Source organism: Pseudomonas sp. GW704-F2 (assembly GCF_059423025.1).
In genome coordinates, this window is sequence record NZ_JBWKXO010000007.1 from 186,925 (window position 1) to 199,561 (window position 12,637).

Genomic DNA, 12,637 nt, shown 5'->3' on the forward strand with positions numbered 1-12,637 from the left:
GACTATTGTCCCAACTTCAGGCGAGCAGTTTCGCCACTGGTGAACGGCGCTACGTCGACAGGCTGGCCGTTGTAGGCCACTTGCGCGCCACGGGCAAAGCCCAGACGCAGCGTCAAAGGAGGCTTGCCGCCCTGGTCGAGCGTATCTCCCTTACGCTTCAGACCGCTAAACAGCACTTTGCCGTTGCCATCGCTGAGTTGCGTCCAGCAGTCAGCAATGAAGGTAATTTGTACGTGCCCGTCACCGGCGATCAACGCGGGGGTGGTCGGCGGCGAAATCGCGGGGGCCGCCGGGGCGGCGGCAGGCGCTGGCGCCGGCACGGGAGCGACCGGGGCGGTGGCTTGCGCCACAGGCGCCGCCGGAGTGTGCGCCGGTGCAGCCGGTACGACCGGGGCGTGCGCCGATACGGCTGGAGCCGGCACCGCAGCAGTGGTGGCCGCCGGGGCCGATTCCGCCGCGGGTTGCTCGGCCGTCACTGGCGCTTCGGGCGCAGCCTGGCCTTCGGCGACAGCCTGGTCTTCCGGCTCGTCCAACGGGTGAATCTGCGTGGTGCCGTCGGCGCTTTCGACTTCGACGTGCTCCATGGCGTTGCTGGTCAGGTCCTTGGTGCGCTGGGATGCCTGGTCCTGCCACCAGACGAAACCGCCACCAATCACGGCGATCAGCAGCAACAGGCTGACGATGCGCAGGATCGTGTGGGACACCCGCACCGGCTCTTCGATGCGCCCCAGACCATGGACGTTGCTGCCCTGGGAGTCGGTGCCGGTGACCTGGTCGAATTGCTGGACCAAGATGGCCTGGTCGATACCCAACAATTTGGCGTAGGCGCGAATATAGCCGCGGGCGAAGGTATGCCCAGGCAGCTTATCGAACGCGCCGGCTTCCAGGTTGCCCAGTGACGTGGTGGTCAAATTGAGCTTTAGGGCCACTTCCGCCAGCGACCAACCATTGCTTTCGCGGGCCTGACGCAAGGTGTCGCCTGGGTTTACGCGATTAGCTGCTACAACTTCCGGGTGCGCCGCTTTCATCATTGCTCCGACAGGTATTGCTGATATTCCGGCGTACCGGGATAGAGTCGTTCGAGTTGCTGGCCATAACGTGCGGCCGTGTCGCGTTCTTCATGAACCGTCGCCAGGCGCACACCGAGCAATAGACTACGTGCATTTTGCCCGCTGAGCAGGCTAAAACGTTCGTAATAGTCACGTGCCGGCACATAATGCCTGTCTTCGTAAGACAACTCAGCCATTTCGAGCAAAGCGCGAGGCTGGCGACTGTTCAGGTGCAGGGCTTTTTCCAGGTGTTGGCGCGCGATGTCACGCTGGCCGAGACGCTTGGAGGCCACCCCAAGGTTCTCGAACACGCGCGACCGCTCTGGGTAGAGGGTATCGGCGCTGGCTTGCTGGAAATAACGGGAAGCCTGGTCATAGCGTTTCTGCTCGAACAGGAAGCTGCCGTAGTTATTCAGCAGCCGGGGATCGGCAGGACGGGAAGCCAGAGCCTTGCTGAAATACTGCTCGGCCAACTCAGGCTCGGCCTGGGCCTGGAACACCAGGGCGAGTGCGCCATTGGCCTCGGCATCGTCGCCGTCCAGTTCAAGGGCCTTTTTCAACGGCACCTTGGCCTGCTCGCTCATGCCCTGACGCAGGTAACCCAAGCCCAGTTGCACATAAGCCACTCGCGCCTCTTCGCGGCCCTTGCCGGTTTGCAAAGGGCTGTCATAGCCCGATGAAACACAACCGGTCGCAAGACCGGTAACAAGCAAAAGCAGCGCAAGGCGCAAGGGCATAGAGATCCTCTCTCAGGTTCGAGTCGCAGCGCTTTGCGGCACATCGTCGGCGGCGCTCAGTTCGCGCACGGCGATATAACGTTCGCTGCGACGGGTGCGATCCAGCACCTGTCCTACCAATTGGCCACAGGCGGCGTCGATGTCTTCACCACGGGTGGTACGCACGGTGACGTTGAAGCCGGCCTGGTGCAGTTGATCCTGGAAACGGCGGATGGCGTTGTTGCTCGGCCGCTCATAGCCAGAATGGGGAAACGGGTTGAACGGAATCAGGTTGATCTTGCACGGGATGTTCTTGAGCAACTCGATCATCTCGATCGCGTGTTCGACCTTGTCGTTGATGTCCTTGAGCAAGGTGTACTCGATGGTCAGCACGCGCTTTTCGCCCAAGGACGACATGTAGCGCTGGCAAGATTCAAGCAGCATCTTAAGCGGATACTTCTTGTTGATCGGCACCAATTGGTTACGCAATGCGTCATTGGGTGCGTGCAGCGACAACGCCAGGGAGACGTCGATGTGCTTGGACAGCTCATCGATCATCGGCACCACGCCGGAGGTCGACAGGGTCACACGGCGCTTGGAGATGCCGTAACCCAGGTCGTCCATCATCAGGTGCATGGCCGCGATCACGTTGTCGAAGTTCAGCAGCGGCTCACCCATGCCCATCATCACCACGTTGGTGATGGCACGGTCGACGGTCGCCGGGACGCTGCCAAAGGATTTGTTGGCAATCCACACCTGGCCGATGACTTCGGCGGCGGTGAGGTTGCTATTGAAGCCTTGCTTGCCGGTGGAGCAGAAACTGCAGTCCAGGGCACAGCCTGCCTGGGACGAAACGCACAAGGTGCCACGTTTGCCCTGGGGAATGTAGACGGTCTCGACGCAGCTGCCGGACGCCACGCGCACCACCCACTTACGGGTGCCGTCGCTGGAGATGTCCTCGCTGACAACTTCGGGACCACGGACCTCGGCAATAGCCTTGAGCTTGTCGCGCAGGGCCTTGCTGACGTTCGTCATGGCGTCGAAATCATCGACGCCAAAGTGGTGAATCCATTTCATTACCTGACCGGCACGGAAACGCTTCTCCCCGATCGAGTCGAAGAATTTTTCCATTTCCTGTTGAGTCAAACCCAGCAGGTTGGTTTTTACAGTCGATGTAGTCATGGATTCACCTTCACTCTTAAGCCAATGCTTAGCGAGTGGTTACTTCAGTAGCTGCGAAGAAGTACGAGATTTCGCGGGCAGCAGCGGCTTCGGAGTCCGAACCGTGTACAGCGTTGGCGTCGATGGAATCAGCGAAATCAGCACGGATGGTGCCGGCAGCTGCTTCTTTAGGGTTGGTAGCGCCCATCAGCTCACGGTTCAGAGCGATAGCGTTTTCGCCTTCCAGAACCTGAACGACAACAGGACCGGAGATCATGAAGGCAACCAGGTCGCCGAAGAAGCCACGAGCGCTGTGCTCAGCGTAGAAGCCTTCAGCTTCAGCCTTGGACAGTTGCTTGAGTTTCGAGGCTACAACCTTCAGGCCGGCTTTTTCGAAACGAGTGGTGATCTCGCCGATGACGTTTTTTGCAACAGCGTCAGGCTTGATGATGGAGAAAGTACGTTGAACAGCCATGGTGTAACTCCAGAAACGGTAATTTGCGAAAAATTAAACCCGCGAATTATACGCGGGTTCTTGGGTATTGCCTAACTGCGTAAAGGAGGCGTCAGTCCTGTTCTTCTTTCCAGGCAGTCTGGATCGCTTCCAGGACCTTTTCACCGCCGCGGTCGCGCTCATCGTCAAACCCGGGCAAAGCCATGACCATGTCACGCAAAGCGACAAAGTTCAGCGAGTAGGGATCCATATCCGGATTGCCATCGGCCAACAGGATAGCGATCTCTTGCACATCAACCCATTTAAGACTCATGACACTTCCTTGAATCAATGCGGCGCTTCGGCCGCATGGTTGAGCGAATATTTCGGAATTTCGACGGTGATGTCTTCGGTCCCGACCTTGGCCTGACAGCTTAGGCGAGAAGTCGGCTCCAGGCCCCAGGCACGGTCAAGAAAGTCTTCTTCCAACTCGTCAGCTTCTTCCAGAGAGTCGAAACCCTCGCGAATGATGCAGTGACAAGTAGTGCAAGCGCAGACACCGCCGCAGGCACTTTCGATCTCGATGTGGTTTTCATGGGCAACTTCGAGGATGGACTTGCCGGTCTCAGCCTCCACGACCATACCGTCCGGGCAATGCTCGGCGTGTGGCAGAAAAATGACCTGCGGCATCAATTATTCCTCAATTTCATTCAGGTTGCGGCCCGCCAGGGCGGCTTTTACCGTCTGGTTCATGCGGCGGGCAGCGAAGGCATCGGTCACTTGCGACAGGCGCTTGGTCTGCTGCTCGATGGCATAGCCATCGGAGCCTTTCATCAATTCGGCCAGTTCCTGCATCTGCAGGTCGATGACCATGCGTTCTTCGGCATCCAACAGGCGTTCGCCGTCGACATCCAGGGCGCCCTGCACCGCTTCGAGCAGGCGTTGGGCATCGACTTGCTGCTCGCGCAGTACGCGGGCGACCTTGTCGTCACTGGCATACTGGAACGAATCCTTGAGCATCTTGGCGATTTCGCCGTCGGTCAGACCGTAGGACGGCTTGACCTGGATGCTGGCTTCAACGCCCGAGCCCAATTCACGCGCAGCCACACTGAGCAGGCCATCGGCGTCGACCTGGAAGGTCACGCGAATCTTCGCCGCGCCCGCGACCATCGCCGGGATACCGCGCAATTCAAAGCGCGCCAGGGAGCGGCAGTCGCTGATCAGCTCGCGCTCGCCTTGCAGCACATGAATCATCATGGCCGTCTGGCCGTCTTTGTAGGTGGTGAAGTCCTGGGCGCGGGCGACAGGGATGGTGGTGTTGCGCGGAATCACCTTCTCCATCAGGCCGCCCATGGTTTCCAGGCCCAGGGACAGCGGAATCACGTCGAGCAGCAACAGTTCGCCACCGTCGCGCTTGTTGCCCGCCAGGGTATCGGCCTGGATCGCAGCACCGATGGCCACCACTTGATCCGGGTCGATTTCTGTCAGCGGCTGACGACCGAACGCTTCGGCAACGGCTTCGCGCACGCGCGGCACGCGGGTCGAACCACCGACCATGACCACGGCAGCCACGTCTTCGAGTTCTACGCCGGAGTCACGCACGGCGCGGCGACAGGCTTTGAGGCTACGGGCGACCATCGGCTCGATCAGCGCATCGAAGGCTTCGCGGGTCAGTTTGGCCGACCAATTGCCGTAGGAAACGTCAACAGAGGCCGCGTCAGTCAGGGCTTCTTTGGCGGCGCAGGCGGTTTGCAGCAGATGGCGCTGCTCGCCCGGGTCCAGGTCATCGGACAAACCGGCACTGCTGATGATCCAGCGCGCGATCGCATGGTCGAAGTCATCGCCGCCCAGGGCAGTATCGCCGCCGGTGGCCAACACCTCGAAGACCCCGCCGGTCAGGCGCAGGATCGAAATATCAAAGGTACCGCCGCCCAGGTCGTAAATGGCGACCAGGCCTTCGGCCTGCTGGTCGAGGCCATAGGCCACGGCGGCCGCGGTCGGCTCATTGAGCAGGCGCAGTACGTTCAGGCCGGCGAGTTTCGCCGCGTCCTTGGTCGCCTGGCGCTGGGCGTCGTCGAAATACGCCGGCACGGTGATCACCGCCCCCACCAGTTCGCCACCCAGGGTGGTCTCTGCGCGCTGGCGCAGCACCTTGAGGATATCGGCCGACACTTCCACCGGGCTTTTCGGGCCCTGGACGGTGTCGATGAACGGCATGTGCGACTCGCCGCCGACAAAGCGGTACGGCAGTTGATCGCCCAATTGCTTGACGTCGGACAACCCACGACCCATCAAGCGCTTGACCGACAGCACGGTGTTCAACGGGTCGGTGGACGCCGCCAACTTGGCCGACTCACCGACTTCAGTGCGATCGGCGTGATAGCGCACCGCCGACGGCAGGATCACCTGGCCATCAGCATCGGGCAACGGCTCGGACAGGCCGCTGCGCAAGGCGGCGACCAGGGAATTGGTGGTGCCCAAGTCAATCCCGACCGCCAGGCGACGCTGGTGCGGTTGAGGACTTTGGCCGGGTTCGGCGATCTGCAGTAGGGCCATGGTAATCAGGTCTTATCTGTCTTTCAGGCGTGCAACAGGGGCAGCGCTGGGTTAATCGTCGAGGCGCTCTTCTAACTGGCGCACTTCGTAGGAGAGCTTGTCGAGGAACTGCATGCGCCGCATCAGGCGTTCGGCCTGCTCACGTTGCGCTGCATCGTCCCAACAGGCTGCGAAGCTTTCGTTGAGCTCATCCTGGGCCACTTTCAGACGCCGCTTGAAGACTGCGACACCCGCCAGATCGGCTTCGTCCTGCAAGTCTTCGAGTTCCTCGCGCCACTGCATCTGCTGCATCAGAAAGTCCGGATCATGCACCGTGACTTCCAGCGGCAACTCACCACCGTTCATCGCGAGCAGGTAACGCGCGCGCTTGGGGGGGCTTTTGAGGGTCTGATAGGCTTCGTTGAGGCTGGCCGACTGCTCCAGCGCCAGGCGCTGTTCACGCTCGGAAGCGTCGGCAAAGCGGTCCGGATGCACGCCACGCGCCAATTCACGGTAGCGCGTGGCAAGCTGCTCGAGGTCCAGCCGAAAGCTCGGTTGCAACTCGAATAAAGCGAAATGACAAGGAGTGCCCACAAGTAGCCTCAGATGTTGAAGCTTTCGCCGCAGCCACATTCACCGCGCACGTTGGGGTTGTTGAACTTGAAGCCTTCGTTCAACCCTTCCTTGACGAAATCGAGTTCGGTGCCGTCCAGGTAGGTCAGGCTTTTCGGGTCGATGATCACTTTCTCGCCGTGACTTTCGAACACCTGATCTTCCGCCACTACCTCGTCGACGAACTCCAGCACATAGGCAAGGCCGGAACAGCCCGTGGTGCGAACACCCAGACGAATCCCCTCACCTTTACCGCGCCCATCCAGGGAGCGTCGCACGTGCCGCGCAGCCGCTTCTGTCATGCTGATAGCCATCGTTGACTCCTTACTCGTCGCCAAATGCTTTAGATCAAGCCTTTCTTCTGCTTGTAGTCGCGAACGGCCGCCTTGATGGCGTCTTCTGCGAGTACGGAGCAGTGAATCTTCACTGGCGGCAAGGCCAGTTCTTCGGCCAGCTGAGTGTTCTTGATGGTCTCTGCTTCATCCAGAGTCTTGCCTTTCATCCACTCGGTCGCCAGGGAGCTGGAAGCGATGGCCGAACCGCAGCCGTAAGTCTTGAACTTGGCGTCTTCGATGATGCCTTGTTCGTTGACCTTGATCTGCAGGCGCATCACATCGCCGCACGCCGGAGCGCCGACCATGCCGGTGCCGACATCAGGGTCTTCCGCGTCCATCTTGCCGACGTTGCGCGGGTTTTCGTAGTGGTCGATGACCTTTTCGCTGTAAGCCATGGTACTGAATCCTCACTCATCAGGGCCGCTCTGGAACCCTGTAAAAACGTCTGCGTTTTCCGCCACGTTCCTACAGAGCTGGGGTGGCGGCTTCTATAGTTAGTGTGCCGCCCACTCGATCTTGGAAATGTCGATGCCGTCTTTGTACATGTCCCACAGCGGCGACAAGGTGCGCAGCTTGGTGACGGCCTCGCAGACTTTCTGCGCGGCGTAGTCGACTTCTTCTTCGGTGGTGAAACGGCCAAACGTAAAGCGGATCGAGCTGTGCGCCAGTTCGTCGTTGCGGCCCAGGGCGCGCAGTACGTAGGACGGCTCAAGGGAGGCCGAGGTGCAGGCCGAACCGGACGAAACCGCCAGGTCCTTGAGCGCCATGATCAGCGACTCGCCTTCGACGTAGTTGAAGCTCAAATTCAGGTTGTGCGGTACACGGGCAGTCATGCTGCCGTTGATGTACAGCTCTTCAAGGTTTTCGACCTGCTTGTAGAAGCGATCGCTCAGGCCCTTGATACGCACGTTTTCGGCAGCCATTTCTTCCTTGGCGATACGGAACGCTTCGCCCATGCCGACGATCTGGTGAGTCGCCAGGGTGCCCGAACGCATGCCGCGCTCGTGACCGCCGCCGTGCATGGTGGCTTCGATGCGAACGCGAGGCTTGCGGCTCACGTACAGGGCGCCGATGCCTTTGGGGCCGTAGGTTTTGTGCGCCGAGAACGACATCAGGTCGACTTTCAGCTTCGACAGGTCGATGTCGACCTTGCCGGTGGACTGAGCCGCGTCGACGTGCAGCAACACACCTTTGGAGCGGGTCAGCTCGCCGATGGCCGCGATGTCGTTGATGGTGCCGATTTCGTTGTTCACGTGGATCACGGAAACCAGGATGGTGTCTTCACGCATGGCCGCTTCGATCATCGCCGGCGTCACAATACCGTCGGTGGTCGGCTCGATGTAGGTGACTTCGAACCCTTCACGCTCCAGTTGGCGCATGGTGTCGAGGACCGCCTTGTGCTCGATCTTGGTGGTGATCAGGTGCTTGCCTTTGGTCGCGTAGAAATGCGCGGCGCCCTTGATTGCCAGGTTGTCGGATTCGGTGGCGCCGGAGGTCCAGACGATTTCGCGTGGATCTGCACCCACCAGGTCGGCGACTTGGCGACGAGCGTTTTCAACCGCTTCTTCGGCTTTCCAGCCGAATACGTGGGAACGCGACGCCGGGTTGCCGAAGTTTCCGTCAACCAGCAGGCATTCGCTCATCTTTTGCGCGACACGCGGATCAACCGGGGTGGTCGCTGAGTAATCAAGGTAAATCGGCAATTTCATGGACTTTCTCCTAAATCAGGCTGGCTGGCGTGCCGTTAGCTCTTCGGCTGTCACTCGACGGCGGACGCTTCAATCTTGTCCAGACGCGGCGCCTTGGTGTTGCAACGGCGCTGGTCCTGACGCTGGGCTACTTCTTGCACCTCACGGCGAGTCACAAGATCAGCCAAGCTGATACCACTCAAAAACTCATGGATCTGCAGGCTCAAGTCACACCACAAGTGGTGGGTCAGGCAGGTGTCGCCGGCATGGCAATCACCCAAACCCTGGCATTTGGTGGCATCGACGGATTCGTTGACCGCGTCGATCACCTGGGCCACCTGAATGCCCTGCATGTCGCGGGACAGTTGATAGCCGCCACCCGGCCCACGCACACTGGAGACCAGATTGCTGCGGCGCAATTTGGCGAACAGTTGCTCGAGGTAGGACAGGGAAATGCCTTGGCGCTCGGAGATATCGGCCAGGGACACCGGCCCAGTTTGCGCGTGCAAAGCCAAGTCAAGCATGGCGGTCACCGCGTATCGGCCTTTTGTAGTCAGTCTCATGGACAAGTACCAAGGTGTTTCAGAATGGGAGCAAGTATGCTATTCCCGAGTATTTAAGTCAACTATAAGACCTAGTACTTTAGTCAGGATTACCCGTAAAAAGGGCGCGCAAATAATAGCAGGATGGGGTGGGGACGAACAGAAGGAACAGCGGCCAAGCAGGAATTCCAAGACCAATGGAGAACAACCTGTGGGAAGGGGCTTGCTCCCGATAGCGGTGGGGCGGTCACCCATACATTGACTGGTCCTTCGCCATCGGGAGCAAGCCCCCTCCCACAGGGGACTTTTGGTGATCGTGAGGCTTCAGCCAGCCTTGGTGGCGGCTTCGTCTTTGATCTCGGCGAAGTCCTCTTCGCGCAGCTCAGGCAGGTCTTTCGCACAATAGTTACTGCCCAGCTCCTTCAGCGCGCCGCACATGCCGTCCAGCTTGCCATCTACCGCCTGCAGGTGGTCGAGCAACTGGCCGATGGCACGGGCCACCGGGTCGGGCATGTCTTCGCTGACGCCGTAGGCATCGAAGCCGATCTTCTCAGCCATGGCCTTGCGCTTGGCCTCCTGCTCATCGCCGACTTCCGGCTTGACGATGATGCGCCCCGGAATGCCGACCACGGTTGCGCCCGGCGGCACCGCCTTGGTCACCACCGCATTGGAGCCAACCTTGGCCCCGGCCCCCACGGTGAACGGACCCAGCACCTTGGCGCCCGCCCCGACCACTACACCGTTTTCCAGGGTCGGGTGACGCTTGCCCTTGTTCCAGCTGGTGCCGCCCAGGGTTACGCCCTGGTACAGGGTCACGTCGTCACCGATTTCGGCGGTCTCGCCAATCACGATGCCCATGCCGTGGTCGATAAAGAAGCGGCGGCCGACCTTGGCGCCCGGGTGAATCTCGATGCCGGTCAACCAGCGCCCAAAGTTGGACACCACCCGCGCCAGCCATTTCCAGCCCATGCCCCACAAGGCACCGGACAGGCGATGAATCCAGATCGCATGCATGCCCGGGTAGCAGGTCAGTACTTCAAAGGCGTTGCGCGCCGCCGGGTCACGGTGGAAAACACTCTGGATATCTTCTCGCAAACGCTCGAACATTTTTAATCCTTCCGCTTAAGAAGCTCGCCACGGGCCGCTTTCTGGGTTTCCGTGAGGATGCCACGCAATATATTCATTTCCGCCCGGCTGACCGAGCTGCGTCCGTACAGACGACGCAGGCGCGCCATCAAGTGCCGCGGTTTTTCCGGATCGAGGAATTCGATGGCCACCAGGGTTTGCTCCAGGTGTTCATAGAACCGCTCCAGCTCGTCCATGGTGGCCAACTCGCCACTCTTGGTCGACGCCACTTCATCCTTCTCAACCTTGCTCGGCTGCCCTTCAGCGGCCAGCCAGGCCATGCGTACTTCGTAACTCAACACCTGCACCGCCGCCCCGAGGTTCAGCGAGCTGAACTCCGGGTCTGATGGAATATGCACATGATAATGACATCGCTGCAGCTCTTCGTTGGTCAGGCCGGAGTCTTCACGGCCGAACACCAGGGCGATTTCAGCGCCGCCGGCGGCCTCTTCCACCACTTTAGTCCCGCATTCACGCGGATCGAGCAATGGCCAGGGGATGCGCCGGTCGCGGGCGCTGGTGCCGAGCACCAGGTTGCAGCCGACCAATGCGTCTTCCAAAGTGGCGACGACCTGGGCTTTTTCAAGGATGTCATTGGCGCCGGATGCGCGGGCATCGGCCTCGTGGTGCGGGAACACGCGCGGCTCGACCAGCACCAGGCGCGTCAGCCCCATGTTTTTCATGGCTCGCGCCACCCCGCCGATATTGCCGGGATGACTGGTATTGACCAAGACGACACGAATGTTTTGCAGCAAGGGAGGCGCTCTCGGACACGGGAAAGGGGAGCAAATCTTACAGAACAGCCTAAGGTTATGCCACGAAAGCTCACGCCGTCCTTCACCTGAAGAAAGTTTCTGCTAGAATGCTCGGCTTTCTTTAACAACCTTAGGTGACACATCCATGCAGCCCATGCTGAATATCGCGCTGCGCGCCGCCCGCAGCGCCAGTGAATTGATCTTCCGCTCCATCGAGCGCCTGGATACCATCAAGGTCGACGAAAAAGACGCCAAGGATTATGTATCCGAGGTGGATCGCGCCGCCGAACAGAAAATCATCGACGCCCTGCGCAAGGCCTACCCGACCCACGGCATTCTCGGCGAAGAAACCGGCCTGCACAAAGGTAGCGGCGAAGGCGAAGACTACCTGTGGATCATCGATCCACTGGATGGCACCACCAACTTCCTGCGCGGTATCCCGCACTTTGCCGTGAGCATTGCCTGCAAATACCGTGGCCGCCTGGAACACGCCGTTGTGCTGGACCCGGTTCGCCAGGAAGAATTCACCGCAAGCCGTGGCCGTGGCGCCCAGTTGAACGGTCGTCGCCTGCGCGTCAGCGGCCGCACCAGCCTGGACGGCGCCCTGCTGGGCACCGGCTTCCCATTCCGTGACGACCAGATGGACAACCTGGACAACTACCTGGGTATGTTCCGCGCCCTGGTTGGCCAGACCGCCGGCATCCGCCGCGCCGGTGCAGCCAGCCTGGACCTGGCCTACGTCGCCGCCGGTCGTTTCGATGCCTTCTGGGAATCGGGCCTGTCCGAGTGGGACATGGCAGCGGGCGCCCTGCTGATCCAAGAGGCCGGCGGCCTGGTGAGCGACTTCACCGGCGGTCATGACTTCCTGGAGAAAGGCCACGTGGTAGCCGGCAACACCAAATGCTTCAAGGCAGTGCTGACGGCGATCCAGCCGCACCTGCCGGCTTCGCTGAAGCGCTAAGCGAGCGAGCACAAAAAAGCACCCTTCGGTGCTTTTTTTATGCCTGGAATTTGGTGTGAGCTTAAATACCAGCAACACCACAAGCCAACTGTGGGAGGGGGGCTTGCCCCCTCCCACATTGTGAACTGTGCCAGGCCCGGGGTTATTGCTGGTTCTGGCCGAGGATCAGACGCCCCTCTTTATCGACCGGGATCTGGCCGCCCGGGTCACGGTCCATACGCACTGAACCTTCCTTGCCATCCAAGGTGTAACGCACGTCATAACCGACGACCTTGTCGCTGATGTCGTTGACGGTGTTACAACGGGTTTGCGTGGTGGTGTAGGTATCACGGTTCTGCATACCCTCCTGCACCTTGTTACCGGCATAACCGCCACCGACCGCACCGGCCACGGTGGCCAGCTTCTTACCGTTACCGCCACCGACCTGGTTGCCCAACAGGCCACCGGCCAGCGCACCGACCACCGTACCGACGATCTGGTGTTGATCCTGCACCGGCTTCTGCCGGGTCACGGCGACGTCCTTGCAGACCTCGCGCGGGGTTTTAATCTGGGTTTTCACCGGCTGCACCGCCAGCACTTGCGCATACTCAGGGCCGCTTTTTACCAGGCTGTAGGTGGCAACAGCACCCCCGGCAGTCACACCGACAGCACCCAATACCGCACCAACCAGTAACGACTTGTTCACGTTGAACCTCCTGACCATCACAAACGGACCGAAAGATCCG

The 12,637-nt window shown here is 60.3% G+C and carries 16 protein-coding genes; 1 reads left to right on the plus strand and 15 read right to left on the minus strand.

Annotated elements, in window-relative coordinates:
- Window positions 1-2 precede the first annotated feature (2 nt).
- The 14 genes from AC07W0_RS08610 to trmJ form a co-directional block, all read right to left on the minus strand.
- Window positions 3-1,028, minus strand: coding sequence for a RodZ domain-containing protein (locus AC07W0_RS08610; RefSeq protein ID WP_102617301.1), 1,026 nt, complete (start codon window positions 1,026-1,028; stop codon window positions 3-5).
- Window positions 1,028-1,786: a type IV pilus biogenesis/stability protein PilW gene (pilW, locus tag AC07W0_RS08615; protein WP_046382178.1), complete on the minus strand. Its 759-nt coding sequence runs from the start codon at window positions 1,784-1,786 to the stop codon at window positions 1,028-1,030. The genes AC07W0_RS08610 and pilW overlap by 1 nt, the downstream gene beginning before the upstream one ends.
- 12 nt (window positions 1,787-1,798) lie before the next feature.
- On the minus strand, window positions 1,799-2,947 hold the full coding sequence (rlmN, locus tag AC07W0_RS08620) for a dual-specificity RNA methyltransferase RlmN (RefSeq protein ID WP_017846178.1): 1,149 nt from the start codon (window positions 2,945-2,947) through the stop codon (window positions 1,799-1,801).
- Between the two features lie 28 nt (window positions 2,948-2,975).
- Window positions 2,976-3,401: a nucleoside-diphosphate kinase gene (gene ndk / locus AC07W0_RS08625; RefSeq protein ID WP_017846179.1), complete on the minus strand. Its 426-nt coding sequence runs from the start codon at window positions 3,399-3,401 to the stop codon at window positions 2,976-2,978.
- 91 nt (window positions 3,402-3,492) lie between these two features.
- Window positions 3,493-3,693, minus strand: coding sequence for a Fe-S cluster assembly protein IscX (gene iscX, locus AC07W0_RS08630; RefSeq protein WP_017846180.1), 201 nt, complete (start codon window positions 3,691-3,693; stop codon window positions 3,493-3,495).
- A 14-nt stretch (window positions 3,694-3,707) separates the two neighbouring features.
- The gene (fdx, locus tag AC07W0_RS08635; protein WP_017846181.1) at window positions 3,708-4,049 is read right to left on the minus strand and encodes an ISC system 2Fe-2S type ferredoxin; all 342 of its coding nucleotides are present in this window, start codon (window positions 4,047-4,049) and stop codon (window positions 3,708-3,710) included.
- Window positions 4,050-4,052: 3 nt separating this feature from the next.
- On the minus strand, window positions 4,053-5,915 hold the full coding sequence (gene hscA, locus AC07W0_RS08640; protein WP_046382175.1) for a Fe-S protein assembly chaperone HscA: 1,863 nt from the start codon (window positions 5,913-5,915) through the stop codon (window positions 4,053-4,055).
- 51 nt (window positions 5,916-5,966) lie between these two features.
- Window positions 5,967-6,488 carry a co-chaperone HscB gene (hscB, locus tag AC07W0_RS08645; protein WP_046382174.1) on the minus strand — a complete coding sequence of 174 codons (522 nt, stop codon included), beginning with the start codon at window positions 6,486-6,488 and terminating at the stop codon, window positions 5,967-5,969.
- A gap of 8 nt (window positions 6,489-6,496) precedes the next feature.
- Window positions 6,497-6,820: an iron-sulfur cluster assembly protein IscA gene (gene iscA, locus AC07W0_RS08650; protein ID WP_010565230.1), complete on the minus strand. Its 324-nt coding sequence runs from the start codon at window positions 6,818-6,820 to the stop codon at window positions 6,497-6,499.
- 29 nt (window positions 6,821-6,849) lie between these two features.
- Window positions 6,850-7,236 carry a Fe-S cluster assembly scaffold IscU gene (iscU, locus tag AC07W0_RS08655; RefSeq protein WP_003443374.1) on the minus strand — a complete coding sequence of 129 codons (387 nt, stop codon included), beginning with the start codon at window positions 7,234-7,236 and terminating at the stop codon, window positions 6,850-6,852.
- 99 nt (window positions 7,237-7,335) lie between these two features.
- Entirely contained in the window at window positions 7,336-8,550 is a 1,215-nt protein-coding gene (locus AC07W0_RS08660) for an IscS subfamily cysteine desulfurase (protein ID WP_046382173.1), read from the minus strand.
- 50 nt (window positions 8,551-8,600) lie between these two features.
- Window positions 8,601-9,092, minus strand: coding sequence for a Fe-S cluster assembly transcriptional regulator IscR (gene iscR / locus AC07W0_RS08665; RefSeq protein WP_003194020.1), 492 nt, complete (start codon window positions 9,090-9,092; stop codon window positions 8,601-8,603).
- Between the two features lie 303 nt (window positions 9,093-9,395).
- The gene (cysE, locus tag AC07W0_RS08670) at window positions 9,396-10,178 is read right to left on the minus strand and encodes a serine O-acetyltransferase (protein ID WP_046382172.1); all 783 of its coding nucleotides are present in this window, start codon (window positions 10,176-10,178) and stop codon (window positions 9,396-9,398) included.
- A 2-nt stretch (window positions 10,179-10,180) separates the two neighbouring features.
- Entirely contained in the window at window positions 10,181-10,951 is a 771-nt protein-coding gene (gene trmJ / locus AC07W0_RS08675; RefSeq protein WP_003210307.1) for a tRNA (cytosine(32)/uridine(32)-2'-O)-methyltransferase TrmJ, read from the minus strand.
- 145 nt (window positions 10,952-11,096) lie between these two features.
- On the opposite strand from trmJ, the gene suhB reads away from it, so the two are divergent.
- Window positions 11,097-11,912, plus strand: coding sequence for a type III secretion system regulator SuhB (gene suhB, locus AC07W0_RS08680; RefSeq protein ID WP_017846186.1), 816 nt, complete (start codon window positions 11,097-11,099; stop codon window positions 11,910-11,912).
- A gap of 142 nt (window positions 11,913-12,054) precedes the next feature.
- Here suhB and AC07W0_RS08685 read toward each other — a convergent pair whose 3' ends face one another.
- Window positions 12,055-12,597 (minus strand): glycine zipper 2TM domain-containing protein, encoded by a 543-nt coding sequence (locus tag AC07W0_RS08685; RefSeq protein ID WP_053257883.1) that lies wholly within the window; start codon window positions 12,595-12,597, stop codon window positions 12,055-12,057.
- Window positions 12,598-12,637 lie beyond the last annotated feature (40 nt).

Bases quoted from the DNA above. Each gene is read 5' to 3' on its own strand.
- AC07W0_RS08610 (WP_102617301.1), bottom strand. From the start codon at position 1,028: ATGAAAGCGGCGCACCCGGAAGTTGTAGCAGCTAATCGCGTAAACCCA.
- pilW (WP_046382178.1), bottom strand. From the start codon at position 1,786: ATGCCCTTGCGCCTTGCGCTGCTTTTGCTTGTTACCGGTCTTGCGACC.
- rlmN (WP_017846178.1), bottom strand. From the start codon at position 2,947: ATGACTACATCGACTGTAAAAACCAACCTGCTGGGTTTGACTCAACAG.
- ndk (WP_017846179.1), bottom strand. From the start codon at position 3,401: ATGGCTGTTCAACGTACTTTCTCCATCATCAAGCCTGACGCTGTTGCA.
- iscX (WP_017846180.1), bottom strand. From the start codon at position 3,693: ATGAGTCTTAAATGGGTTGATGTGCAAGAGATCGCTATCCTGTTGGCC.
- fdx (WP_017846181.1), bottom strand. From the start codon at position 4,049: ATGCCGCAGGTCATTTTTCTGCCACACGCCGAGCATTGCCCGGACGGT.
- hscA (WP_046382175.1), bottom strand. From the start codon at position 5,915: ATGGCCCTACTGCAGATCGCCGAACCCGGCCAAAGTCCTCAACCGCAC.
- iscA (WP_010565230.1), bottom strand. From the start codon at position 6,820: ATGGCTATCAGCATGACAGAAGCGGCTGCGCGGCACGTGCGACGCTCC.
- iscU (WP_003443374.1), bottom strand. From the start codon at position 7,236: ATGGCTTACAGCGAAAAGGTCATCGACCACTACGAAAACCCGCGCAAC.
- AC07W0_RS08660 (WP_046382173.1), bottom strand. From the start codon at position 8,550: ATGAAATTGCCGATTTACCTTGATTACTCAGCGACCACCCCGGTTGAT.
- iscR (WP_003194020.1), bottom strand. From the start codon at position 9,092: ATGAGACTGACTACAAAAGGCCGATACGCGGTGACCGCCATGCTTGAC.
- cysE (WP_046382172.1), bottom strand. From the start codon at position 10,178: ATGTTCGAGCGTTTGCGAGAAGATATCCAGAGTGTTTTCCACCGTGAC.
- suhB (WP_017846186.1), top strand. From the start codon at position 11,097: ATGCAGCCCATGCTGAATATCGCGCTGCGCGCCGCCCGCAGCGCCAGT.